Below are 21,621 nucleotides of genomic sequence, written 5' to 3'. Positions count from 1 at the left end.
GCTGCGCAAGCGTGTCGCCGGCACGTCCCGTTCATATTTGGCTGCGTGATCGCGCGGCGCGACGGGAGCCGGCGCTCGCGAAGGCGTGAGCATACAAAGGCGAAATGCGATCGGCAAAACTCGCGCAAACCCCTGCCCCGCGTCGCGTTTTGCTGCTATTCCTTGCCCCGTCTCGCCCGAGCCCAAACAAAATCTCTGAATCTGCAGGAGGATAAAAAAATGCGCTATCTGCACACCATGCTGCGCGTCCGCAATCTCGATGTCGCGATGAAATTCTATCAGGACGCGCTGGGGCTGAAGGAAGTGCGCCGCATCGACAATGAAAAGGGCCGCTTCACGCTGGTGTTTCTCTGCGCGGAGGAAGACCTCCATCTGCTCAAGTCCCTGCCGCAGACCCGCGGCGCGCCGCTGGTCGAGCTGACCTACAATTGGGATGAGGAGAAATACGGCGAGGACCGCCATTTCGGCCATCTCGCCTACGAGGTCGACGACATCTACGCGACCTGCGAGAAGCTGAGGAAGATGGGCGTCACCATCAATCGTCCGCCGCGCGACGGCAACATGGCGTTCGTGCGTTCGCCCGACCTGCACTCGATCGAGATCCTGCAAAAGGGCGAGCCGAAAGCTCCGGCCGAGCCGTGGGCATCGATGCCGAACACCGGCCATTGGTAAACACCGCGCCCGCACCTACGTTCCTGTCGGCGTTTCGCCCTCGCTGAAGCGCCGGGCGATCGCGAGGAACGCGACGCGATCGTTGACGTTGCTCCCTCACAAGCATGCGAGGAGGCAACGATGGGAAGAGGAATTTTGCTTTGGCTGTTGGGTGTGCCGATCCCGGTGATCATTGTGTTGTGGTTGTTGTTCGGTCACTGACGGCGTCTTGACGCATAGCTTTCAGCAAGGCTCTGCCGCTATGCGGCGGAGCCTCTTTTTTTGCTCTCGGTGCAATTCACCCCGCGCTTTTCCCCGACGCTTCAGCTATGAACGCGCGCAAAGCACAACAGCGGGAAGAAACGCGTGATGGACAGCAAGCCGCAACTGACGATCTGGGGTCGGGCCAACTCGGTTAACGTGCAGAAGGTGCTCTGGTGTCTCGCCGAGCTCGACCTCTCCTATCAGCGCATCGATGCCGGCATGCAGTTTGGCAAGAACGATCAGCCCGACTATCTCGCGATGAATCCGAATGGCCGTGTTCCGACGCTGGTCGACGGCGACTTTGTGCTGTGGGAATCCAATTCGGTGATGCGCTATCTCTGCATGGCCTATGGTCATGGCGCGCCGCTCTATCCGCAAGCGCCGAAGGCGCGCGCCGCCGTCGACCGCTGGCTCGACTGGACGCTGTCGACGCTGCAGCCGGTCGACCGGCCGGTGTTCTGGGGGCTGGTGCGCACGCCGCCGGAGAAGCGCGACATGGTGCAGATCCAGAAGGATGCCGATGCCGAGGGCGTGGTGTGGCGCGTCGTCGAGGCCCAGCTCGCAAGGCGCCGCTTCATCGAGGGCGATCAGTTCACGATCGCCGACATCGCGCTCGGCGCGTTTGCGCGGCGCTGGCTCGGCGTCGAGGGCGTCACCAAGCCGAAGCTGCCCCATCTCGAACGCTGGTTCGGTGAGATCGCGGGGCGGCCTGCGTTCGTGCGATTCATCGCGCCGCCGATGTCGTGAGCGCGGGCGGCAGGCCGCTCAACGCCCGCCGCTGGACATCCCGCCGCCGACGCTGACGGCGCCACCGAGCTTCACGCAGGTGTCGGAGCCTTCCACCTTGACGAAGCCGGGTCCGTACGACGCGCATGGATTGCTCCGCGTCGCGGATTTTGGCGGCAAGATTTTGGCGGCGTCCGTGGGCGTCAGGAAATTGCGGCGGTCGCCCTGCTGGGCGAACGCAGCGGCGGGAAGCAGGACGGCGATGATGGCAATGCAGGTCTTGCGCATCCGGCCTTTTATCCCACGCCACCGGATGAGGCTAGCGCACGAACTTGACGCCGAACGTCCTGCCCTCGCGCCACACCACTTCGCAGGCGCGCCCGGTGCGGGCGTCGCGCGAGAACGCCAGGCGCAGCTTTGCCGGCAGCGTGTTGTTGTCCTGGACCGTGATCTTGGCGCCCGACGAGGACATGTCCTCGACCACGCAGGGCCGCGCTGCGAACCCGCCGTCGAGCGTGATCCAGCCGGATTGCCGCAGCGATTTGCGCGTTTCGCGCTTCTTGGTCCCTGGAGCCATCACATCATCCCAGGCTCAGCCGTATCGCCGTTGGCTTTACAAAGGGTTGCCAAAGAAGCGCGGATTGCAGCGATCTCGGGGTTGTTCACATCTACATCTGCCAGCGCGGCACGGCAAAGCGCCCCCCAGACCGTGATCGTGCCCGCTGCTCCAGGCGGCTCCCAACGCAAAGGAACCTCGGCTAGTCATCACCAGACGAGCCACCGAGCGCCGACGTCCATAGATTGTCGGCGGCCGTCTGCACAAGTTTGTCGGCAATCTTGCCGAGCGCGTTTGGGCCTGCAGTCTTGGCTGCGCGTCCATGGCGGAAGCGCCGTTGCAAATCCGGGTTTCGAAGTCGGTTAGGACTCCGCGAGTGATATCCCGGCTGACTTGGCTGATCTGCAGCATGGTTTGTACCAAGCGCAGCGCGGCTGCCTGGCCGCTGCCAAGTGCTGCGGTGTCGTCGTTGCCGTAAATGCTCGCCAGCGTTCGCGCGATACTCACACCGTCGCTCATAAAGAATGCGTCCTTGGCACCGAACTCAATTGATGCAAGTCTCGAACCGCTAGACGCCGCACTTGATCGGATTGATCGTGGTGCATATGCTCCTCTCTTTAATTGAAGGGAGCGGGCGACTGCCGCACATCTCATTTCCATTTGCTGGGGCTCAGTTCGATATTTGCACTACGGTAGTGTGCCACCTTCAAGGGAAAAACAATGGACGGTCTCTCGCCAACCACCATTCGGCAACTTTACGAACACGCTCTCGACGCGCCTGGTCCAAAGACGTGGTGGATCACGCGCCTCGCGATGTACAAAGCGCTCCATCGCGCTCTATCAGAATATGACGGAAACGAAAAAACGTGCCTCTCGATATCCGGATCGAAAGGACTCGGCGTTGAGCTGGGACTGACCAAAACGAAATACACAGAGGTCAGCTATCCTGATGCCAACTTCATAGATTTGCCATTCGAGAGCGGCACTTTTGACTTCTGCATCTCGGACCAGGTTCTCGAACACGTCGAGGGAGACCCTCAAAGAGCATTCTCTGAATCAATCAGAGTTGTGAAGCCGGGCGGCTACGTCTGTCACACGACATGTTTCGTCAATGGCATTCACGCGGCGCCGAAGGACTTTTGGCGTTTCACTCCGGAATCGCTAAGGCTGATATCTGACAAGGCGAACGCCGAGTCGATCGTTTGCGGAGGATGGGGCAACCGCGAGGTGATCGGATTGATGGCATCCCCGCTTCGGATGAAACCCATCCCGGACGACCCGTCTAATCCAATTTACCAATTGGCGTTACGAAATGAGCCGAGCTGGCCGATCGTCGTGTGGATTATTTCCAGGCGAAATTGAGCTAGCAATTCTCGCCGTCGCGCAGCAGGCCGAAAAAGTCATCGGTCTGCCCTGCCGTCATGCTCGGAGCAGCGCCAATCGCGATCGTAAGCCCCAACCAAGAAGCAGTTGCGGCAATTGCTGGTCTGACGGCAGAGCAAAGACCAGCGCCAGTTCACCCGGGACCGTTCCGGCCCCAAGCGCGGCGATCGCCCGCGCTTGGGGATCACTTCACGTAGTTGCTGATAGAATTGTCGTCGCGAGATCGACCGGGTGATGCGCCGAACATGTCAATCTGGACGCTTAAACGCCTGATTTTGTGGAGTCTTCACGTTGGCCGTGATGGCGCTCCCTAGCGGAATCGAACCGCTCTCTCCACCGTGAAAGGGTGGCGTCCTAACCGATAGACGAAGGGAGCAAAACTCCCGGCAAATCAATACGTTAGACGTGAGATGCGCCGGACTGGCCACAGCCCTCAAGCCGCGACGGGCGAACGTATAGTGGCGATTGGCCGGACGGGCAAGCGTTCAGAACGCTTTTCCCGGCTTGCAGGTCACTGGGAAGGACACCTGGAGATCACCTGCAGGACAATCCGGCCTCGATCGAGGTCCAGAAGCCGCAATGCGTCGGCACATGCGCATGCGCACGCGAGCCCCCGACGTGAATCAGGATTGCCGCGGCAAGCGCGACGACGACGACGGGAACAATGAATCTTCGGATCGACATGAGCCCGCGCATCGACCGACATCGTGGCCTAACTAAGGCCTGCGAGCCGGCTGGGTGTCCAGCAACAGCGCTCAGCGCCAGCCGCTAGTGATTGCTGGCGACGTCCTGACGATTATTCGGCTGATCCGCCACGGGCGTCCGCTTGATGCAGGTGCTGCAGATCACGAGCTTGCGCGCCAGCCGGTCGTCGGCATCCGCTTCCGACAGTTGCGCAGGCGATGTGTCCGCCACCGCGGGCGACACATTCCGCGCATGGCGCCGCGGCTGCGGGAGATTGGGGTCCTGTCCGGCACCGTCCCAGGCCAGCGGACCTGTCCCCGGCGGGGGCGTGGTCATGCTGTATTGCTGCGAGACCTGCGCGCAGGCGCCGAGCGCGATCGGAAGAAACAGCATAGCGGCCTTGCGAGCCCAGTTCCGGAATGCAGACATGATCACACTCTCACGCTATTCGTACTGCGACCTAAGAGCAGAACCGCTAAGAAATCGTTTGCCCTGATTGTTCCGTCGCATCCAACCGCGACGGCATCAAGACGGGAATGAGGCGCCAAGGCGCAAATCAAGACGCAATCCGGAGTCCAATCATGCCAGGCATCAACGGTCGCTTCGACGGCAAGCGCGTGCTCGCCGATCTCAACGCGCTGCGTGCGATCGGCGCCTACAAGACCGGCGTGCACAAGCCGACATTCTCGGAGCCGCATCTGCGCTCGCTCGACTGGCTCGCGGCGCGTTTGCCGGACGCCAATCTCACCGCAACGATCGACGGCATCGGCAATGTGCTCGGCTCCAGCGCGAAGGCGGGACCAAAGCTGCTCGCCGGCTCGCATCTGGAGAGCCAGAACCATGCGGGCTGGCTCGATGGGCCGCTCGGCGTGATCTACGCGCTGGAGGCGGCACGCGTCATCAACACCGATCCGGACGCGAACGGCGCGGTCGAGGTCGCCGCGTGGTGCGACGAGGAAGGGCATTTCGGCAGTTTCCTCGGCAGCCGGTCGTTTGTCGGTGCAGTGACCGAAGCCGACATCGATGCAGCCCGCGACCGCTCCAGCGATCGCACCATGCGCGATGCATTGCGCGAGGCAGGCTTCGCCGGCCGCCCGCGCCTCAACGCCGAGGCCGGTCGCCATATCGGTTATCTCGAAGCGCATATCGAGCAAGGCGACACGCTGGAAAGCAGCGGGCTCAAGATCGGCGTCGTCACCTCGATCGTCGGCATCTGGCAGTATCGCATCACGTTCACCGGCGAGCAGAACCACGCCGGCACCACGCGGATGGCGGTGCGCAGGGACGCCGGCCTCGCGCTGGCGCGGTTCTGCGTCGCGATCGACGACAGCTTCCCTGCCCTGTCGGGACCGCGCACGGTGTGGACGACCGGCCGCATCACGCTGGACCCGGGCGCACCGAGCATCATTCCAGGCGGCGCCGAGATGCTATTCCAGATTCGTGACGACAATCCCGAGGTGATCGCACGTCTCGAGAAGCAGCTGCATCGGCTGGCGGCCGAGGCCACCGCTCAGGGCCGTTGCGGCGTGAAGGTTGAGCGCATCCGCACCGGGGTGCCCGCGATGATGACGCCCGCATTCCAGGATGCGATCGAAGCCGCGAGCGCAGCCTGCGCCGGCGGCAAATCGATCCGCATGCCGAGCGGCGCCGGCCATGACGCCCAGGTCCTCGCCACCATCATGCCGGCGGCGATGCTGTTCGTGCCGTCGATCGGGGGCATCAGCCATCACTGGAGCGAGAACACCGACGACGCCGATATCGTCACGGGTGCCGAGGTATTTGTCGAAACCTGCCGGCGCCTGCTCGCAGGTTAGAGCACCTTCAGGTCGGACCGCCCCGGTTGCCCGACTTCAGCGAAGCCAACGCGTGCGAGTTCTGCATGGTGCTTCTCCTCGCGGTGAAGAAGACGTACAGCAAGCAGATGTCGATCAGGATCGTGCCGGCCATGACGCTGTAGGCCCACGGGCTTTCCATCAGCTTCACTTCGATCAATACGCGCGACAGGCCGAAACCCACGACCCACGCATCAAAGCTCATGCAGATCCGGCGAAACGTCTCGGCGTCCAGCCGCCGGATCAGCCAGGCACCGAGCGGTATGCCGAGGACAACGCAGGGAACGAGCACGAACAGGATGCTCCGGCTCTCGTCGACGAACAGACCGAGCTTGTAATACGCGATTGCAGTCAGGCTGGACTCCGTCACCCGAACCAGTGCGAGACCGGCCCGAAACTCATCTTTGACGAGACCCTGATTGTTGAAGAGGATCGCCAGCGGCGGGCCCGAAATGGTCGTGACCGAGTACAATATCCCGAGCATCGTTCCGAAAGGCAAACCGACCAGCCATTTCGACTGGATCGGCCTCCGCCAACCGGCCGCCTGCAGCAGAATGAGCGGCAGAATGATCGAGTAGGTGGCGAACTTGGTCCAGCCGGGCTGAAGCGACGTCAGCGCAAACGCTCCGACCGCGATGCCGGGCAGCATGCCGATGAGAATAGGCAGCACGCGCCGCCACACGGCCGGAACACCGCTCAGGTTGATGCACAGGACATACAGATTGACGAAGACTTCGACGATGACCACCGCGGGATTGAGGACGCGGTTGGTGTAGAAGACGAGTGCGACCGGCACCGTGAGCGAGGAAAACCCGTAACCAAGCGCGCCATTTACGAACGCCGCAAACAGCGCGATCACGGCAAGAACGATCACAGCAGAATCAATCGAAAGCATCTCTGGCTTTTACCGGATCAGTCGCCTTGCCCACGGCATTATAGCCCAACGACAGGGACGCGGTGCCGAAAGCTGATCGGACCCACAGGTCGCGATCCCGGCAACGTCGGGCTACCAAAGCTCCTGCGCCTGGAACGCCATGGACCTGGCGCCCGTCAGGAACCTGTCCGGGAGCCGCCCTCGGCCCTTAGCTGATCAAGGTCCGCAACGGCACCCTTCCAACCCGCTTTCGTAAGGCACCGTGGCATATTGGTCACGAGAACGGCATCAGACCGATTTGCAATCCGCTGAACTTGCTGCCATTTCTTCGGCACGCATCGCTTTGGTGCCATCAAAGGGGCCCGTCCGGCTCATGTTGTTGCTTGAGTCGCTTCCAACCGTCATCGGCGCCGCCGCCATTGCCCCCGCATTGCTGGTGTTGTGGCTGGTCATCGCCGCCGACGAGCGCCCCGGACCGCCCGTTCAGGTGTGGCTCGCCTTCGTGCTCGGCGCGGCCAGCATCTCGCTGCTCGGCCTGGCGCGAATTCCGTTCAATGCGCTGCTCGCGATTCCCGACAATCCCTGGGCGACGCAGGCGGTGCGTGCAGCTTTCGGAGTCGCGGCACCGGAGGAGATCGTCAAGGTGCTCGTCATCGTCGCGATCTCGACGCGGCGCCGCGCCTTCGCCGATCCGATGGATACGGTGGTCTATGGCGCGGCCGCCGGACTTGGATTTGCCGCCTATGAGAACCTCGCCTATCTGGTCCAGCACAAGGACATGTGGCGCGCGCTCGCGGCGTTGCGCAGCGTGCTCACGGTGCCGTTCCACGGCGCGCTCGGCATCATCGCCGGCGCCTACCTTGCGATCGCGCGCTCTGGTGGCGCGCTCGGCGCCTACCGGGGTCACCGCGACTGGGCGCGCATGACGAATTGGGCACTGGTGCTGGTCGCGCCGGTCGCGCTGCACGCGGCGTTCGATTTTCCGCTGCTCGCGCTCCAGCGCATCCCCGATCTCGGCTCGACCACGCGGCTGCTGCTCGGCTCGGCCAGCGTGCTGATCGGCTTCTCCTCGATCGGCTTTGCAATCCGCCTGGTGCGACGCCTCGGCAAGCATCATGCGCCGCGCACTGACGTTGCGCGCGAGCGGCTCAGCCAGCTGCGGCGGATGTGGGCACTGCTGCTGATCGGCGGCGGCGCCGGCTTTGCCGGCGTCTCCTTCCTGCTCACCTCGCTGCATCATTGGTACGTCAATCCCGAGCGCAATGCGTCGTTCATCCTGGTCCCGATCGGCTTCACCTCGATCCTGATCGGACTGGCGCTGCTGATCGCAACCACCGCCGTCTACTTCCTCGGCCGCAACCGGATGCGGACCGCCTCGGAGGGCTTTCCGTCCGCTCCCGGTCAAAGCTAGAGCGCCGGCCGGCACCGCTCCCCTTGCAAAACAACCTCGGCAGGTTCAGGGAGAGATACAGACCAGGCGCGAGAGGACGATGGGGCACAACTACAAGAATTATCGGCCGGATATCGACGGCCTGCGGGCCGTTGCCGTCTCGTTGGTCGTGCTCGGCCACGCGTTCCCGCAGTATGTTCCCGGGGGTTTCGTCGGAGTCGACATCTTCTTCGTCATTTCCGGGTACCTGATCACCGGGATCATCTATGGCGACATTCAGAACGGGAGCTTCAGCCTTGCGACGTTCTATGCGCGTCGCATTCGCAGGATTTTTCCCGCCCTGATCGTCGTCTTGATCGCCGCCTTCATCGCCGGATGGCAACTTCTGATGCCGAGCGAGTTGGTGGCCCTTGGAAAGGAGATTGCGGCAGGCGCGGGTTTCTCGGCAAACCTGCTGTTCTATTCGGAGGGTGGCTATTTCGATGCGGCCGCGCAAACGAAACCACTGCTCCATCTCTGGTCGCTCGGCATCGAGGAACAGTTCTATCTTGTCTGGCCTTTGCTGCTGTGGGCGCTGATGCGATGGCGGATCGCCGCCGCCGCTCCCCTTGCCCTTATCTTCATCGCATCGCTTGTCGCAAATATCCTGGTGGTTCGAACCAACCCTGAGGCCGCATTCTACCAGCCGTTCACGCGGGCGTGGGAGCTCGCGGCCGGAGCATTGGTGGCCGTCTGCCTGCCCAACGGATTCTCCGCGGCGCGCGACCTTCTCGGATGGTCCGCGCTCGCAGTGATCGCGGCGGTAACCGCGTTCTATTCGCCCTCCATGACCTACCCCGGGATCGCAGCGGTGGCGCCGGTCGCCGCAGCCGCCGCCCTCATCATGTCAGGTCGCAATCGATTTCTCTCGACGCGTACCGCGGTCGCGATCGGGCTGATCAGCTATCCGCTCTACCTCTGGCATTGGCCGATCCTGGTTTTTGCGGCGAGCTTCAAAGGTCGTCCCCTGACTTTGGCCGAGAACGGGCTGGCCGTTGGGGCCAGCTTCATTCTGGCCTGGGCAACCTATCGCTACGTCGAGCGCCCAATCAGGTTCGGGCAGTGGCGGGTGGCGCCAGTCCTTGCGGCATCGATGGTGGCCGTTGCATCGGTGGGAGCGTTGGCGATCGTCGACGGCTTTGCCTTTCGGCTTCCGGCGATCGTTCGCGAAGCCGGCGCCATGATCGTATCCAGGGACTTCCTGAGATACGGCGAATGCCACATCTCCGCTTCCGCCGATCCCGTGTTTGATCCGAGTTGCGTCGACGCCAGCAAGCGCCCGCTTGTTTTCGTCTGGGGCGATTCGACCGCCGGCATGCTTGCCGCCGGGCTGCGCCAAGTCCAGGGCGATCAATTCGGGTTAGCCCAGTTCACCGTCAATTCCTGCCCGCCGCTCTTCACCGCGCAGGCCGAGGTCATTCCGTTTTGTGTTCAAACCAACCGCCACATCGTTGCTGCGGTTGCCCACTCGCACCCCGATGTCGTGCTCCTGCACCTGGCGTGGAGCAGAGAACCCACCACCGACGATCTCCGCCCGACGATTGCCGCCCTCAGACAGGCCGGCGCCGCCCGTGTCATCCTGGTCGGCCCTGTCCCGGTCTGGACCGACACGGTGCCCCATCTGACGGTGCAATATTTCCTGCGCCATCATGCATTGATCCCGGAACGCAGCCACGATGTGCGATCGACCAAGCAGACTGACGGCAGGGTTGGGCAGATCGCCGCCGATCTCGGGATCGAATATCTGTCGCCCTATGATGAGCTGTGCAACGCGGACGGATGTCTGACGAGGGTCGGGACCAGCGCAAACGATCTGGTGTCGGCCGACATCCTGCATCTGTCGCCGCGCGCCTCGCGATATCTGGCGGCCAGGCTTGTGCCAAGAATTCTGGCTGTCGAAAACCGCCATGCGGAAAGATGAGCGCACCGCTATTGCTGCCGCAACTGACGGGCTGACCATTTGTAACCGGTTAGGATAGACTGCACACGCGCAGATCCGGAGAGCCGCGATGACCCTGTCCAACGACCTCGACAAGCTGCGATCGGAAATGCAGGCCGCGGTGAAGGCGCACTGGAAGGCGTTCCTGTTCGAAGGCATCCTGCTGGTGATCCTCGGCATCGCCGCGATGATCGTGCCGACCTTCGCGAGCCTCGCCGTCACCATCTTCCTCGGCTGGATGTTCCTGATCTCAGGCATCGGCGGGCTGATCGTGACGTTCTGGGCGCGCAACATGCCGGGCTTCTGGTGGTCGCTGATTTCGGCCGCGCTCGCCGTGCTGGCCGGCATGGTGCTGCTCGCCCGTCCGATGCAGGGCGTGCTGACGCTCACCATCGTGGTCGGCGCCTACTTCGTCGCCGAGGGCGTCGCCACCGTCATGTACGCGCTGGAGCACCGCCGCGAATTGTCGGGACGCTGGTCGTGGCTGCTGATCGCCGGCCTGATGGACATCGTGATCGCCTTCTTCATCATCGCGGGCTTGCCGGAATCCGCGGGGTGGGCGATCGGCCTCCTCGTCGGCCTCAATCTGATGTTCGGCGGCGCGACCCTGATCGGCATGGCGTTGGCGGCGCGCAACACCTGACGCCGAACCGCGGAGGACTTGCATTTGGGGGGTGACAGCCCCAAATCCCTACGCTATAGAGCCGCCCATGATCACCGTCGCCACCAGCTATTTTTGGTACTTTAGCTACGACAGCTCGCTGGCGGCAGGAGGATCGCGCTCAATCTGAAGAATTGCAGCAAACGTCCAAAACAAGCCGCCAGACCTGGCGGCTTTTTTGTGTGCCGGCAGGTCCCGAACTCCAAAGGAGCCAGCCGTGTTGAGTACGACAGACGATCTTCGCATCAAGGAATTGAAAGAGCTCAGTACGCCCGAAGAGGTGATGCGGGAGGTCCCGCGCACCCTGACGGCGACCCGGGTGGTGATGGGCGCCCGCAACGCCGTCCACGCGATCCTGAACGGCACCGATGACCGCCTGCTGGTCGTCGTCGGCCCCTGCTCCATCCACGATCCCGCGGCGGCCGTCGATTACGCCGAGCGCCTCGCCAGCCTGCGCGAACAGCTCGCCGACCGCCTCGAGATCGTGATGCGGGTCTATTTCGAGAAGCCGCGCACCACCGTCGGCTGGAAGGGGCTGATCAACGATCCCGATCTCGACGGCAGCTTCGACATCAACAAGGGCCTGCGGCTCGCCCGCAACGTGCTGTCGGCAGTGAACAATCTCGGCCTGCCGGCCGGCACCGAATTCCTCGACATGACGACGCCGCAATACATCGCCGATCTGGTCTCCTGGGCCGCGATCGGCGCGCGCACCACCGAGAGCCAGATCCATCGCGAGCTGGCTTCCGGCCTGTCCTGCCCGGTCGGCTTCAAGAACAGCACCGACGGCGGCGTGCGGATCGCGGCGGACGCGGTGAAGTCGGCCTCGCACCCGCATCATTTCATGGCGGTCACCAAGGGCGGCCGTTCGGCGATCGCCGCCACCAGCGGCAATGAAGACTGCCACGTCATCCTGCGTGGAGGCCGGGCGCCGAACTATGATGCCGCGAGCGTCGATGCTGCCGCCGCCGAGCTCGGCCGCGCCGGTGTCGCAGCGCGGCTGATGATCGACACCAGCCACGCTAACAGCAGCAAGAAGCCGGAGAACCAGCCGGCGGTTGCCGCCGACATCGCGCGCCAGGTCGCAGGCGGCGAACAGCGCATCATCGGCGTGATGATCGAGAGCAACCTTGTTGCGGGACGCCAGGACGTCGTGCCGGGCAAGGCGCTGACCTACGGCCAGAGCATCACGGATGGCTGCATCGACCTCGGGACGACGGCAGACGTGTTGAAGCAGCTGGCCGATGCTGTCGACGCAAGGCGCAGGGTACAGCGTGACGGCCTGCAGGAGCGTTCGGCCTGACGCGGCCGAACGGATTGAACGTTGCCGGCGGGGCGGATATCGCGCCTCGCCGGTCAGCTGCGTGGGTTTAGCAACCGCGGCAGATGCTCTTGATCTTCCTGTCGAGCGCCGCGTCTTCCTTGTTGGCCTGACTGTTCGGATCGCTGATATTCTTCTCACTGCCAACGTCGCCGCGGCGCGGCTGACGATGTCCGATCGGCGCCTCCGGGACCGTCCCGCCCTTCTGCATGGAGGACGATCCGCCCTGTTGCTGCGCCCATGCCGGGGACGTGCCAAGCTGGGGCGCTCCGGCCGCAACCATCATCAGAGCCATCAACAAAACTGTCTTCCGCATCTCGCGTCTCCGCTTCTCAACCCTATCGCGCCCGTTCCGGCGCCTCGACGGTAGCACAGTTGCGTCGCCCCTGCGCTGCGCAATCCTGTACCTTCCGTATATCGGCCATCGTGCCAAGGAGCCAGATTCCCGCGGCGACCAGCACCACAAAGAAGCCGAACATCACAGCATTTTCGATGCTGCGGTTGCCCCCGTCCTCGGGCGGCTCCTGCCGTCCGTCCCCGGCCCCGCTCATCGCCGCCTCAGGATTGCGGCGGGTAAAGATGAACGTCGCCGCAATAATCGACGATACGGTAGCGCCGTTCCATCGGATCTTCACGTTCGCGGGAAGGCGGCTGCGACAAATAGCTCGGGCCGATCGGCGCCTTGCCGTGGCCGCCGGGGATGTCGAGCACATAATCCGGCTGACAAAGTCCGGACACACGCCCGCGCAACGCCCGCATCAGTTCCTGCCCGGCTTCGATCGTGGTGCGCAAATGCGCTGTGCCGGGCGCAAGGTCGCCGTGATGCAGATAATAGGGCTTGATCCGGCACTCGACGAAGCCGCGCATCAGCGCCTCGAGCGTCGCAGCATCGTCATTGATGCCGCGCAGCAGGACGGACTGGCTCACCAAGGGAATGCCGGCGTCGGCAAGGCGCGCGCACGCCGCGCGGGCATTGTTGCTCAGCTCACGCGGATGGTTGGCGTGGATCGCAATCCAGGTGGTCGCGCCTTCGACCCGCAGTGCCGCGATCATCTCGGGACTGATACGGCCCGGATCGGCGATCGGAACACGAGTGTGGAGGCGGACGATCTTCACATGATCGATGTCGGCGAGATCGGCCATGATCTCGGTCAGCCTGCGCGGCGATAGCATCAAGGGATCGCCGCCGGTCAGGATGACTTCCCAGATCTCCGGATGGCTGCGGATGTAATCCAGCGCCGCGCGGTAGGCGTCATCGGACAAGGCCGAGGCCTTTCCCGGCCCAACCATTTCGCGCCGGAAACAGAACCGGCAATACACCGCGCAGACATGGACGAGCTTGAACAACACCCGATCGGGATAGCGATGCACGATTCCGGCGACCGGCGAATGCGCATCGTCGCCGATCGGATCGGCGTTCTCGCCCGGCTGCTCGACGAGTTCGTCGGCGCTCGGGATGAACTGCCGCGCGATCGGGTCGGTGGGATCGGCCGGGTCAATCAGCGCGGCGAGCTCCGGCGTCACCGCGACCGCGTAGCGCGCAGCGACCTGCTCGAGCTCGGCCAGTGCTGCGACCGGCGCGAGCCCGGCATCGACCAGCTCGCGCGGCTGTCGCAGCGTCGCCGCCAGTTTTGGATCGATCCTGTTCATGTCTCTCCCGCAGGCGGTGTCCAGACCACTTGATCAATTCGTGGCGCGCCGCTGGCCAGCATTACCAGCCGGTCGAAGCCGAGCGCGACGCCGCTGGCCTCCGGCATCTGGCCGACCGCGGCAAGGAAATCGTCGTCCAGCGGATAGCGCTCGCCATAACGGCGGGCCTTCTCGTCCATCGCTGCGGTGAAACGATGGCGCTGCTCGGCCGCGTCGGTCAGCTCGCCGAAGCCGTTGGCGAGCTCGACGCCGCAGGCATAGACCTCGAAACGCTCGGCGACATCAAGATCGCCGGCCTTGGTGCGCGCCAGCGCGGCCTCTGGCGACGGATATTCGAACAGCACCGTCAGACGGCCCTGTCCCAGATGAGGCTCGACATGCTCGACCAGCACCTTGCTGAAGATATCGGACCAGGTGTCGTCATCTGCAACCCGCACCCGCGCTGCTGCAGCCGACGCCAGCGCTTCGCGGTCGCCTTCGCCGCCTGAGATCGTCGCCAGGAGATCGATGCCGGCGAAGCGCTCGAAACCTGCCGCGACCGTCAGCAGCTCCGGCTCGGCAAAGGGATCGGCCATCCTGCTACGGAATGAAAACCGCCCGATCCCGGTCGCCTGCGCCGCATGGGCGATCACGACGATCGTGTCGGCCATGATGGCGTCATAGCCGGCATTGGCGCGGTACCATTCCAGCATGGTGAATTCGGGCAGATGCAGGTCGCCGCGCTCGCGGTCGCGGAACACCCGCGCGAACTCGTAAATCTTCGGCTCGCCGGCCGCGAGCAGCTTCTTGCAGGCGAACTCCGGCGAGGTGCGCAGATAGCGCGGCGCATGTGAGCCATCGGCGTGCCTGAGCTCGGTGCGGGGGGCGTGCAGATGGGTCTCGTTGCCCGGCGAGATCTGCAGGATCGCGGTCTCGACCTCGGCAAATCCCTGCTCCTCGAACCAGGCGCGCACCGCTCGCGTGATCGCCGTCCGCGCCTGCAAGAACGGCCTGCGGTCGGCATAGCGCTGCGGCGTCCACCAGGGCGACGGCCGGTCATGAGCTGTCATCGCCAGAGCATCCTCATGGATTCAACATCAACGAGCCGCCATCCGCACTCAACAGTCCTGCGCAACCGATTGATTCCACACAAGTTCATAAGCCTACACAGCCTGAGCCTCCGCGCAACGCAGCGAGGCTGATCCCTTCTTGTCGAAAGACGTGCACCTTGTCCATGCGCGCATGGCTGAACCTGAACGACGGCTCGCGCGTCCCATCCGCAGATTCGCTGAAACGGATGAGCCCCATGGCCGGTTGGTTACGCGGAACAGCCCTGCGTGTGTGTCTCGGCCTTGTCTGATCAAGGGGCTCGAGGACAACTACGCCTCGATGCGCCAGCACTGGCCCGCTAACCGTGATCGGCCTGTCGTTCGACATCCAGGGGAGGAAACGCCGTTCCCCTGGGTCGAGGATTGGCGCTGCCTCTACGATCTGAAAACCGGGACATTCTCGGTTCCCGCGAGCTTTGCCGAGCACAACCGGACCGCACTGAAAACGCCCGATCCGGCCCCAAAATAGGGCCGATCGGGACGACCGGGACGGTTGGCAACCTTGCGAATCCGGCCGCAAAAGACTGGCATCTCAGGGACAAATCAGTATGTTGCAGCCCGAAATCGCCGCCATGGCCGAGGGGCTGCCGATCCGGTTGGCGCCCTTAGGCTCTCAAATTCAGGAAAACACCTTTGAAAGTCATCGCCAGTTCCATCCGCAAGGGCAACGTCATCGAGCAGGACGGCAAGCTCTATGTGGTCCTGTCCGCCGAGAACATTCATCCCGGCAAGGGCACCCCGGTCAGCCAGATCGAAATGCGCCGCATCGGCGACGGCGTGAAGGTCTCGGAGCGCTACAAGACCACCGACCAGGTCGAGAAGGCCACCGTCGAGGACCACAACTACAACTACCTCTATGAAGATGGCGACGGCTTCCACTTCATGAACAACGACAACTACGACCAGGTCCAGGTCTCCAAGGAGATCGTCGGCTCGTCCGCGCCGTATCTGCAGGAGAACATGACCGTGAAGCTCTCGATGCACGAGGGCAACCCGGTCGCGATCCAGCTGCCGCAGCGCGTGACGCTGGAAGTGGTCGAGACCGAGCCCGTGACCAAGGGCCAGACCGCCTCCTCGTCCTACAAGCCGGCCATGCTGTCCAACGGCCTGCGCACCGGCGTGCCGCCGCACATCACCACGGGCACGCGCATCGTGGTCATGACCGAAGACGGTTCCTACGTCGAACGCGCCAAGGACTAAGCGCTGACGCGCGGTGGGATTTGAAATGAATCGTCACCGCGCCTCAACTTGTTGGTTAAGCATCAACTTTACCGAAAACCGCTACACACTTTTCCGGAACTTGCTTTAGTCTCTCGGGCGATCAGACATGAGCCCGGGGTGTGCAGTGAACAGGAAGGTGGTCAGCTTCGTCAGTTGCTGGCTGGCAGCCCTGCTCTCGCCTCTTCCCGGCGCCCATGCCGACGAATTCCGAACGCCATCGATCTCGGCCATGCGGGTCGAATGGCGTGCCGTGCTCGACCAGCTGCGGCAAGAGATCGGCAGCCGCCCGGCCATCGCCGCCGGCTTCACTTTCGCCGGCCAGCGCCGCGTCGCCGCCACCGATCCGCGGGCGACGCCTGCGCTGGTGCAGTTGAACGCGGTGACAGCGCCGCTGTTTCCCGGCATCGCGCAGAGCCCGATCCCGGTGCTGCTGCCGTTCGACCCCGCAAGCTATCTCGACGCGCGGCAAAACGGTGCGCCGGACAGCCTGTCGATCGCGCGCTACCAGGCCGATTTCCGCGCGGTCGATTTCTTCCATGCCGGTGCGTCGGGCTACGATGCCGTGTTCTCGCTCGACTCCGGCGCCGGCGACGGCCTGCCGCAGCGGACATTTGCAAAGCCGGTCGAGGTGCAGATTTCCGGCTCGATCCTGGTCTACGACCTCGCCGACCGGCTCGGCGGCAAGGGCGAGCCGGTCAAGACGCTGGCCGCGCAGTTTCCGGACCTGCGCCGCTTCATTCGCGAGGGCTATGTCCGCTACGCCTTCACCCGCTTCGGGATTCCCTATGTCCTGTCGATCCAGTGCCTCGACAGCGCGCCGCGGCCGAAGCGGCTGGCCTGCCGCGAGGCCTATCCGGTCGCCGAGCGATTTCTGAAGGCCTTGCGCATCGCCGGCGGCCAGCCGTCACGGCCGCGCAGCGACGTCGCCTCCGACATCGCCGAGCGGCCGGCCGTGCAATCCGCCGACTTCACCTACCACCCGAGCGGCGACATCGTCGCGGGCAGCGGCGGCCGCAGGCAACAAGGCGGCCACGCCGACTTCACCGTCTATTCGCAGATCCGCTTTCCGCTCGAGAAGGCGCCGGCCTTCGCGCACTCGCAATCCTTCGCCAAGCGCAAACCCGGCGCGGCCATCGACACGTATCCCTGGCAAGACAATTTCTGCGAGGCGCGCAGCTTCGAGGTCGGCCAATGCGCCAGCGGCTACGGCCATCAGGGCCAGGACATCCGCCCCGGCGCGTGTCCGGCCGACAGCAAGGATGGTTGCGATCCCAAGCAGCAGGCGGTCGTTGCGGTGCGCGACAGTATCGTGATCCGCTCGGCGCAACAGCAGGCCGCGACGTTGCAGGTCAACACCCGCACCGAGCACGTCCGCTTCCGCTACATGCACATGAACCCGTCAGTGATGGATGCCGACGGCCTGCTCAACGGACGCCGCGTCAGCGAGGGCGAGAAGATCGGCGTGGTCTCGAACTATCTCGACCACCCCAACGGCACATCGCGGCATCTGCATTTCGACGTCCAGCTGTTCACGCGCGATGGCTGGCTGTGGGTCAATCCCTACACCACGCTGGTGTCGGCCTATGAGAGGCTGATCCGCGGCCGCGGCCGCGAGATCGGACCGGAGCCCGGGCTTGCAGCCGCCGTGGCCCATGCCCTGCCCGACGACGTCTTGCATCGCATCGACACCCAGGAAGGCGGCGGCAATTAGAGTGTTGTCGAGCGAAAGGGACACCGGTTCGGGGCGCACTGCCAAAATATCGAAAAACAACCCCATGCAAAGTAGCCGGCGGCTGCCATCGTTCGACACGACAACTTGACACGCCGGGCAAATCAGCGGCACTATTCCATTATTCCGAAATTGTGCAACGCCCACCGCAGGTTCCATTCGGAATCGCATCGATGCGCGCCATGTCGCGGCGACAATTGCCAGCTTGAATGATCATGATGGAAGCAGCAAACCGCGGGAACCTGTCCCGCTTTGACCATCGGACGCAAGTCCCTATCAGATGCCCATTCAGGCCGGACCACAAACAAGCATGCTTTCGACCTTCAGCTGGTTTTTTCTCTCGGTGAAGGGCCGCATCAGTCGGCAGGAATTCAGCCTGGGGTTTTTCGGCCTCGTGCTGGTCGACATGCTCGTCATTCGCATCGGCGTAAGGCTCGACCCCGGTCCACGGTATTACGACAGCAGCCCGCCCGCCGACGACCTGTCCGTCCTGCGTTTGCTGCTCATGCTGTCATTGTGGCCGTTCGCGGCGATCCTAGTGAAGCGGCTGCACGACCTCAACGTGTCGGGCTGGTGGGCGCTGACGATCCTCGCCATTCCCCACCTCGCCGCCGCGCTGCACGTCAAATACTGGATCCCCTATCTGGCGCTCGTCGCAACGCTGAGCGTGCTGCCGGGATCGAAGGGTGATAACCGGTTCGGCCGCGATCCGCTGGCGCGCGCCGGCATCTAAAGCGCGATAAGATCAGGTTGAATCGTCATCGCGCTCTAGCTCGTCGTTTAAGCATGATCTTTCCGGAAAACCGCTTCGCACTTTTCCGGATCATGCTCTAGCGCCCTCCGCCGTAGTTGCGATCAGTCGATCTCCATCGCAGCCAACGTCTCCTTGACGCGCCTCTGAGCGTCCGCGGGCAGCGGCAATATCGGACGTGGAGGCTCGGCCGTGCAGACCCCTCTGAGATTGGCAAGTGCGTAGACAACACGCAGACTGGAATATGTCCTGAACAGATCCCAAATCGGCTGCAGACGCGCGTTGAGCTCTCGCGCCCGGGCCGCATCGCCGCTCGTCGCAGCGCGAACGATGTCCACGCAGACCTTCGGGAAGATTCCTGCGAGAACGCTGTACCAGGTGTCTCCGCCCGCCAGCAGCGCCTCGGTGCAATTCCAGTCGGCGCTGTAACCCAGCGCAACGCCGTCCGGAACCACAGCCCGCAATTCCCTGAGATGGCCCGCCACGGTCGAAGCATCCAGCGCCGGACTTTTCACCGCGACGATTCCCTCGACCAGGCTCAGACGGCCGATGAGGGCCGGCGTGAATTGAAAATGAGTCGTTCCGGGATTGTCATAGATGCAGATCGGCAATCCGCTCTCGCGGGCCACGGTTTGAAAATGCTCAAAGACCTCGTCATCGGTCAGCGGCGTATAGGAAACCGCCGCCAACAGCCCTGCCGTCGCGCCGGCATCACGCGCGTCTTGAGCCAGCCGCACCGCATCGTCGGTGCGCAGTGCGCCGATGCCAACCAGTATTGGTGTGTTGCCGTCCGCCAAGGCGGTCGCCGCCTGCACGGCGCGCCGCCGCTCATCGCGGCTGAAATACGGGTACGAGCCGGTACTGCCCAGCAGCCCGACCGAATCCACCTTCGCCGCAATCAAGGGGTCGAGCAAGGCACGGAGCGCACCCGCATCGACCCGCCCATCCCGGTTCGAAGGCGTTATCGGGAAGGCAGAGAGCCCCTTCAGACTGATCATCGATTTGTCCCTCGTCGGCAACCGTCGCCGCAACGTGTCGTGCAATCAATCGACACGCCCCGTTGCGTGCAAGGTCCAGTTTCAGGCGAACTGAGCATTAAACTGGTCCAATGCGCACGTCTTGCAGAACGAGCGCTCAACCGATCGCTACTCGAGCATCGTGGTCAGCTGCGCGCCCTCGTCGGCCACGAACACCGCGATCAGCTCCGCCGGCTCCGTGGTGCTCGCATTGGCCGAGACCATGTGGGTCGAGCCCGGCGGCTCGAAGAAGGACTGGCCGACCTTGAAAGTCTCGACCGGCCCGCCGCCGAGCTGGGAGCGGATTTCCCCCTTGGTGATGTAGGCCGTCACCGAACCGGAATGGCGGTGCGGCGGCGTGAAGCCGCCGGGACCATAGAACACGCGCACCACCGTGACACGCTTGCCCGCCACATTGGGCAGCGCGTGCGAGCTGATGACCTCGACCTTGTCGAGCGGTGACGCCGCATTGGCGCTGGCGCACAGCGGCGCGATCACAGAAGAGATCGCGTCCATCGGGGTCGGCACTGCCTTGCCGATCACGAAGGCGGAGGCCAGTCCCGCGATCACGGCCAGCGCGACCGGCCGCGGCGGACGCGCGAATGGAAGAGACGATGTCATTGCCATCGAGGTCATTGTTTTTCTCCCTGTCAGTTGCCGTTCCGTCTCGACGTTACGAAGCCGCCGCGTCCGCACGCTGCCGGCGCGGCGGCGGCGTCCAGCGATAGGCCGCGCCGAACCGGTTCCAGACATTGATCGATGCGATCGCCGAGGTCAGGTAAGTCAGCTCCTGCTCGGAGAATTCAGCGGCGGCCTGCGCATAGACCTCGTCGCTGACGCCGTTCGGCAGGGTCGTCAACGCTTCGGTCCAGGCCAGCGCGGCGCGCTCGCGCGGCGTGAACTGCGGCGCCTCGCGCCACACCACGACGAGGTTCAGCTTGTCGGCGGGCACGCCGAGGCTCTCGCCCTGCAGGATGTGATACTGCACGCAGAACGCGCAGCCATTGATCTGCGAGGCGCGCAGCTTGACGAGTTCGAGCAGCTGCTTGTCGAGGCCGGCCTTCGCCGCGAACTGGCCGAGCGCGCGCACCGCGGCGAAGACGTCGGGCGCGAGCTTCTCGAAGTCGGTGTATTCCTTGCGGGCATGTGACATTGGCCTGGCCTCGTGTTATCAGTGTAATGAGATATTATCAGAGCTCTGATATCATCGGCAAGATGCGGACATCGGCAAAGGCGACAGCACGCGACATGGCGGCAATGCAGAACCGAGGCAAATCCGGCACCGCCGAGCGGCGTCCGGTCGAAAAAGCCGCCGACCGAAGGGCCGCAGCGAATGCGGGATCGAGTACCAGCGACGTCCTGCTCGCCCCTTCCGTTCCGGCGCCGGGCGAAGGCAAGCGCGGCGAGCAGGGCTATCTTGCCTATCTGCTGCGCCAAGCCCACGCTGCCTCGCGGCTGTCGATGGAGCGCCAGCTGGGACGGCTCGGCGTCACCTCTCCGCAATTCGTCGTGCTGACGATGCTGAAAGCCTATCCGGGGCTCTCAGGCGCCGATCTGGCCCGCGTCGCGCTGCTGACGCCGCAGACCGTGAGCGTGATCATCCGCAACCTCGAGCGCGACGGCGCCATCGGCAAGACGCCGCACCCCGTCCACGGCCGGGTGCTGCAATGGACGTTGACCAGCCATGGAACCGCGCTGCTGGAGAAATGCCGGCAGATCGCCCAGGCCCAGGAACGCCGGCTTGCCGGCAGCCTCGACGCCAAATCGGAGCAAATTGTCCGGCAGTGGCTGTCAAAGACCGCGACGGATTTGCAGGATAGCTAGCGCGGACTGTAGCGGTCTTCCA

23 protein-coding genes and 1 tRNA gene are annotated in these 21,621 nt (G+C 63.8%); 12 read left to right on the top strand and 12 right to left on the bottom strand.

Going from position 1 to position 21,621, the window contains the following annotated elements; genetic code table 11:
• Nucleotides 1–219 precede the first annotated feature (219 nt).
• Nucleotides 220–672: a VOC family protein gene (locus QA639_RS20910; protein ID WP_028332163.1), complete on the top strand. Its 453-nt coding sequence runs from the start codon at nucleotides 220–222 to the stop codon at nucleotides 670–672.
• A gap of 348 nt (nucleotides 673–1,020) precedes the next feature.
• Nucleotides 1,021–1,662, top strand: a complete 642-nt coding sequence (locus tag QA639_RS20905) for a glutathione S-transferase family protein (protein WP_157345110.1) — start codon at nucleotides 1,021–1,023, stop codon at nucleotides 1,660–1,662.
• Nucleotides 1,663–1,680: 18 nt separating this feature from the next.
• Here QA639_RS20905 and QA639_RS20900 read toward each other — a convergent pair whose 3' ends face one another.
• Complete coding sequence (locus tag QA639_RS20900) at nucleotides 1,681–1,929, bottom strand: hypothetical protein (RefSeq protein ID WP_283087210.1); 249 nt, start codon at nucleotides 1,927–1,929, stop codon at nucleotides 1,681–1,683.
• Between the two features lie 31 nt (nucleotides 1,930–1,960).
• Nucleotides 1,961–2,218, bottom strand: coding sequence for a PilZ domain-containing protein (locus tag QA639_RS20895; RefSeq protein ID WP_092083431.1), 258 nt, complete (start codon nucleotides 2,216–2,218; stop codon nucleotides 1,961–1,963).
• Nucleotides 2,219–2,917: 699 nt separating this feature from the next.
• Here QA639_RS20895 and QA639_RS20890 point away from each other — a divergent pair.
• Nucleotides 2,918–3,559, top strand: a complete 642-nt coding sequence (locus QA639_RS20890; protein ID WP_050384302.1) for a methyltransferase domain-containing protein — start codon at nucleotides 2,918–2,920, stop codon at nucleotides 3,557–3,559.
• A gap of 322 nt (nucleotides 3,560–3,881) precedes the next feature.
• Here the strand turns inward: QA639_RS20890 and QA639_RS20885 are convergent.
• The 3 genes from QA639_RS20885 to QA639_RS20875 all read right to left on the bottom strand — a co-directional run bounded on the left by QA639_RS20885 (nucleotide 3,882) and on the right by QA639_RS20875 (nucleotide 4,693).
• A tRNA-Glu gene (locus QA639_RS20885) sits at nucleotides 3,882–3,956 on the bottom strand.
• 158 nt (nucleotides 3,957–4,114) lie between these two features.
• The gene (locus QA639_RS20880; protein WP_016844593.1) at nucleotides 4,115–4,264 is read right to left on the bottom strand and encodes a hypothetical protein; all 150 of its coding nucleotides are present in this window, start codon (nucleotides 4,262–4,264) and stop codon (nucleotides 4,115–4,117) included.
• Nucleotides 4,265–4,348: 84 nt separating this feature from the next.
• Nucleotides 4,349–4,693: a hypothetical protein gene (locus tag QA639_RS20875; RefSeq protein WP_157345020.1), complete on the bottom strand. Its 345-nt coding sequence runs from the start codon at nucleotides 4,691–4,693 to the stop codon at nucleotides 4,349–4,351.
• A 152-nt stretch (nucleotides 4,694–4,845) separates the two neighbouring features.
• On the opposite strand from QA639_RS20875, the gene QA639_RS20870 reads away from it, so the two are divergent.
• On the top strand, nucleotides 4,846–6,078 hold the full coding sequence (locus QA639_RS20870; RefSeq protein ID WP_283087209.1) for a Zn-dependent hydrolase: 1,233 nt from the start codon (nucleotides 4,846–4,848) through the stop codon (nucleotides 6,076–6,078).
• A gap of 7 nt (nucleotides 6,079–6,085) precedes the next feature.
• Here the strand turns inward: QA639_RS20870 and QA639_RS20865 are convergent, their stop codons facing one another.
• A complete protein-coding gene (locus QA639_RS20865) occupies nucleotides 6,086–6,970 on the bottom strand; it encodes a sulfite exporter TauE/SafE family protein (RefSeq protein ID WP_283087208.1) in 885 nt (294 codons plus the stop codon).
• A gap of 373 nt (nucleotides 6,971–7,343) precedes the next feature.
• Here QA639_RS20865 and QA639_RS20860 point away from each other — a divergent pair, with 373 nt between their 5' ends.
• The 4 genes from QA639_RS20860 to QA639_RS20845 all read left to right on the top strand — a co-directional run bounded on the left by QA639_RS20860 (nucleotide 7,344) and on the right by QA639_RS20845 (nucleotide 12,302).
• On the top strand, nucleotides 7,344–8,381 hold the full coding sequence (locus QA639_RS20860) for a PrsW family glutamic-type intramembrane protease (protein ID WP_028332171.1): 1,038 nt from the start codon (nucleotides 7,344–7,346) through the stop codon (nucleotides 8,379–8,381).
• 79 nt (nucleotides 8,382–8,460) lie between these two features.
• A complete protein-coding gene (locus tag QA639_RS20855; protein ID WP_283087207.1) occupies nucleotides 8,461–10,320 on the top strand; it encodes an acyltransferase family protein in 1,860 nt (619 codons plus the stop codon).
• A gap of 88 nt (nucleotides 10,321–10,408) precedes the next feature.
• Nucleotides 10,409–10,981 carry an HdeD family acid-resistance protein gene (locus QA639_RS20850; RefSeq protein ID WP_092083436.1) on the top strand — a complete coding sequence of 191 codons (573 nt, stop codon included), beginning with the start codon at nucleotides 10,409–10,411 and terminating at the stop codon, nucleotides 10,979–10,981.
• A 235-nt stretch (nucleotides 10,982–11,216) separates the two neighbouring features.
• The gene (locus tag QA639_RS20845) at nucleotides 11,217–12,302 is read left to right on the top strand and encodes a 3-deoxy-7-phosphoheptulonate synthase (protein ID WP_283087206.1); all 1,086 of its coding nucleotides are present in this window, start codon (nucleotides 11,217–11,219) and stop codon (nucleotides 12,300–12,302) included.
• A 67-nt stretch (nucleotides 12,303–12,369) separates the two neighbouring features.
• Here QA639_RS20845 and QA639_RS20840 read toward each other — a convergent pair whose 3' ends face one another.
• The 3 genes from QA639_RS20840 to epmA all read right to left on the bottom strand — a co-directional run bounded on the left by QA639_RS20840 (nucleotide 12,370) and on the right by epmA (nucleotide 15,019).
• Complete coding sequence (locus QA639_RS20840; RefSeq protein WP_244978602.1) at nucleotides 12,370–12,615, bottom strand: hypothetical protein; 246 nt, start codon at nucleotides 12,613–12,615, stop codon at nucleotides 12,370–12,372.
• 263 nt (nucleotides 12,616–12,878) lie between these two features.
• Nucleotides 12,879–13,970 (bottom strand): lysine-2,3-aminomutase-like protein, encoded by a 1,092-nt coding sequence (locus tag QA639_RS20835; protein ID WP_283087205.1) that lies wholly within the window; start codon nucleotides 13,968–13,970, stop codon nucleotides 12,879–12,881.
• Entirely contained in the window at nucleotides 13,967–15,019 is a 1,053-nt protein-coding gene (epmA, locus tag QA639_RS20830; RefSeq protein ID WP_283087204.1) for an EF-P lysine aminoacylase EpmA, read from the bottom strand. Before epmA ends, QA639_RS20835 begins: the two co-directional genes overlap by 4 nt.
• A 672-nt stretch (nucleotides 15,020–15,691) precedes the next feature.
• Between epmA and efp the strand changes: the two genes are divergently transcribed.
• The 3 genes from efp to QA639_RS20815 all read left to right on the top strand — a co-directional run bounded on the left by efp (nucleotide 15,692) and on the right by QA639_RS20815 (nucleotide 18,741).
• Nucleotides 15,692–16,258, top strand: a complete 567-nt coding sequence (gene efp / locus QA639_RS20825; RefSeq protein WP_016844580.1) for an elongation factor P — start codon at nucleotides 15,692–15,694, stop codon at nucleotides 16,256–16,258.
• 127 nt (nucleotides 16,259–16,385) lie between these two features.
• Nucleotides 16,386–17,990: a M23 family metallopeptidase gene (locus tag QA639_RS20820; protein WP_157345003.1), complete on the top strand. Its 1,605-nt coding sequence runs from the start codon at nucleotides 16,386–16,388 to the stop codon at nucleotides 17,988–17,990.
• A 298-nt stretch (nucleotides 17,991–18,288) separates the two neighbouring features.
• Complete coding sequence (locus QA639_RS20815) at nucleotides 18,289–18,741, top strand: DUF805 domain-containing protein (protein WP_080666945.1); 453 nt, start codon at nucleotides 18,289–18,291, stop codon at nucleotides 18,739–18,741.
• A 122-nt stretch (nucleotides 18,742–18,863) separates the two neighbouring features.
• Here the strand turns inward: QA639_RS20815 and QA639_RS20810 are convergent, their stop codons facing one another.
• The 3 genes from QA639_RS20810 to QA639_RS20800 form a co-directional block, all read right to left on the bottom strand.
• Nucleotides 18,864–19,757, bottom strand: coding sequence for a dihydrodipicolinate synthase family protein (locus QA639_RS20810; RefSeq protein WP_028332180.1), 894 nt, complete (start codon nucleotides 19,755–19,757; stop codon nucleotides 18,864–18,866).
• Between the two features lie 147 nt (nucleotides 19,758–19,904).
• Entirely contained in the window at nucleotides 19,905–20,411 is a 507-nt protein-coding gene (locus QA639_RS20805) for a cupin domain-containing protein (protein ID WP_028332181.1), read from the bottom strand.
• Nucleotides 20,412–20,448: 37 nt separating this feature from the next.
• Nucleotides 20,449–20,928, bottom strand: coding sequence for a carboxymuconolactone decarboxylase family protein (locus QA639_RS20800; RefSeq protein ID WP_028332182.1), 480 nt, complete (start codon nucleotides 20,926–20,928; stop codon nucleotides 20,449–20,451).
• A 95-nt stretch (nucleotides 20,929–21,023) separates the two neighbouring features.
• Here QA639_RS20800 and QA639_RS20795 point away from each other — a divergent pair, with 95 nt between their 5' ends.
• Nucleotides 21,024–21,599 carry a MarR family winged helix-turn-helix transcriptional regulator gene (locus tag QA639_RS20795; RefSeq protein WP_028332183.1) on the top strand — a complete coding sequence of 192 codons (576 nt, stop codon included), beginning with the start codon at nucleotides 21,024–21,026 and terminating at the stop codon, nucleotides 21,597–21,599.
• Nucleotides 21,600–21,621 lie beyond the last annotated feature (22 nt).

It is taken from the genome of Bradyrhizobium pachyrhizi, from assembly GCF_029714545.1.
In the GTDB taxonomy this organism is placed as follows: Bacteria; Pseudomonadota; Alphaproteobacteria; order Rhizobiales; family Xanthobacteraceae; genus Bradyrhizobium; species Bradyrhizobium pachyrhizi.
Note: the sequence above shows the minus strand (reverse complement) of the source record. Positions and strands in the feature narration are given on the sequence as shown.

What these genes read in the sequence shown, in the direction of transcription:
- QA639_RS20910 (WP_028332163.1), top strand. Translation starts at nt 220, where the DNA reads ATGCGCTATCTGCACACCATGCTGCGCGTCCGCAATCTCGATGTCGCG.
- QA639_RS20905 (WP_157345110.1), top strand. Translation starts at nt 1,021, where the DNA reads ATGGACAGCAAGCCGCAACTGACGATCTGGGGTCGGGCCAACTCGGTT.
- QA639_RS20900 (WP_283087210.1), bottom strand. Translation starts at nt 1,929, where the DNA reads ATGCGCAAGACCTGCATTGCCATCATCGCCGTCCTGCTTCCCGCCGCT.
- QA639_RS20895 (WP_092083431.1), bottom strand. Translation starts at nt 2,218, where the DNA reads ATGGCTCCAGGGACCAAGAAGCGCGAAACGCGCAAATCGCTGCGGCAA.
- QA639_RS20890 (WP_050384302.1), top strand. Translation starts at nt 2,918, where the DNA reads ATGGACGGTCTCTCGCCAACCACCATTCGGCAACTTTACGAACACGCT.
- QA639_RS20880 (WP_016844593.1), bottom strand. Translation starts at nt 4,264, where the DNA reads ATGTCGATCCGAAGATTCATTGTTCCCGTCGTCGTCGTCGCGCTTGCC.
- QA639_RS20875 (WP_157345020.1), bottom strand. Translation starts at nt 4,693, where the DNA reads ATGTCTGCATTCCGGAACTGGGCTCGCAAGGCCGCTATGCTGTTTCTT.
- QA639_RS20870 (WP_283087209.1), top strand. Translation starts at nt 4,846, where the DNA reads ATGCCAGGCATCAACGGTCGCTTCGACGGCAAGCGCGTGCTCGCCGAT.
- QA639_RS20860 (WP_028332171.1), top strand. Translation starts at nt 7,344, where the DNA reads ATGTTGTTGCTTGAGTCGCTTCCAACCGTCATCGGCGCCGCCGCCATT.
- QA639_RS20855 (WP_283087207.1), top strand. Translation starts at nt 8,461, where the DNA reads ATGGGGCACAACTACAAGAATTATCGGCCGGATATCGACGGCCTGCGG.
- QA639_RS20850 (WP_092083436.1), top strand. Translation starts at nt 10,409, where the DNA reads ATGACCCTGTCCAACGACCTCGACAAGCTGCGATCGGAAATGCAGGCC.
- QA639_RS20840 (WP_244978602.1), bottom strand. Translation starts at nt 12,615, where the DNA reads ATGGCTCTGATGATGGTTGCGGCCGGAGCGCCCCAGCTTGGCACGTCC.
- QA639_RS20835 (WP_283087205.1), bottom strand. Translation starts at nt 13,970, where the DNA reads ATGAACAGGATCGATCCAAAACTGGCGGCGACGCTGCGACAGCCGCGC.
- epmA (WP_283087204.1), bottom strand. Translation starts at nt 15,019, where the DNA reads ATGACAGCTCATGACCGGCCGTCGCCCTGGTGGACGCCGCAGCGCTAT.
- QA639_RS20820 (WP_157345003.1), top strand. Translation starts at nt 16,386, where the DNA reads ATGAGCCCGGGGTGTGCAGTGAACAGGAAGGTGGTCAGCTTCGTCAGT.
- QA639_RS20815 (WP_080666945.1), top strand. Translation starts at nt 18,289, where the DNA reads ATGCCCATTCAGGCCGGACCACAAACAAGCATGCTTTCGACCTTCAGC.
- QA639_RS20810 (WP_028332180.1), bottom strand. Translation starts at nt 19,757, where the DNA reads ATGATCAGTCTGAAGGGGCTCTCTGCCTTCCCGATAACGCCTTCGAAC.
- QA639_RS20805 (WP_028332181.1), bottom strand. Translation starts at nt 20,411, where the DNA reads ATGACCTCGATGGCAATGACATCGTCTCTTCCATTCGCGCGTCCGCCG.
- QA639_RS20800 (WP_028332182.1), bottom strand. Translation starts at nt 20,928, where the DNA reads ATGTCACATGCCCGCAAGGAATACACCGACTTCGAGAAGCTCGCGCCC.
- QA639_RS20795 (WP_028332183.1), top strand. Translation starts at nt 21,024, where the DNA reads ATGGCGGCAATGCAGAACCGAGGCAAATCCGGCACCGCCGAGCGGCGT.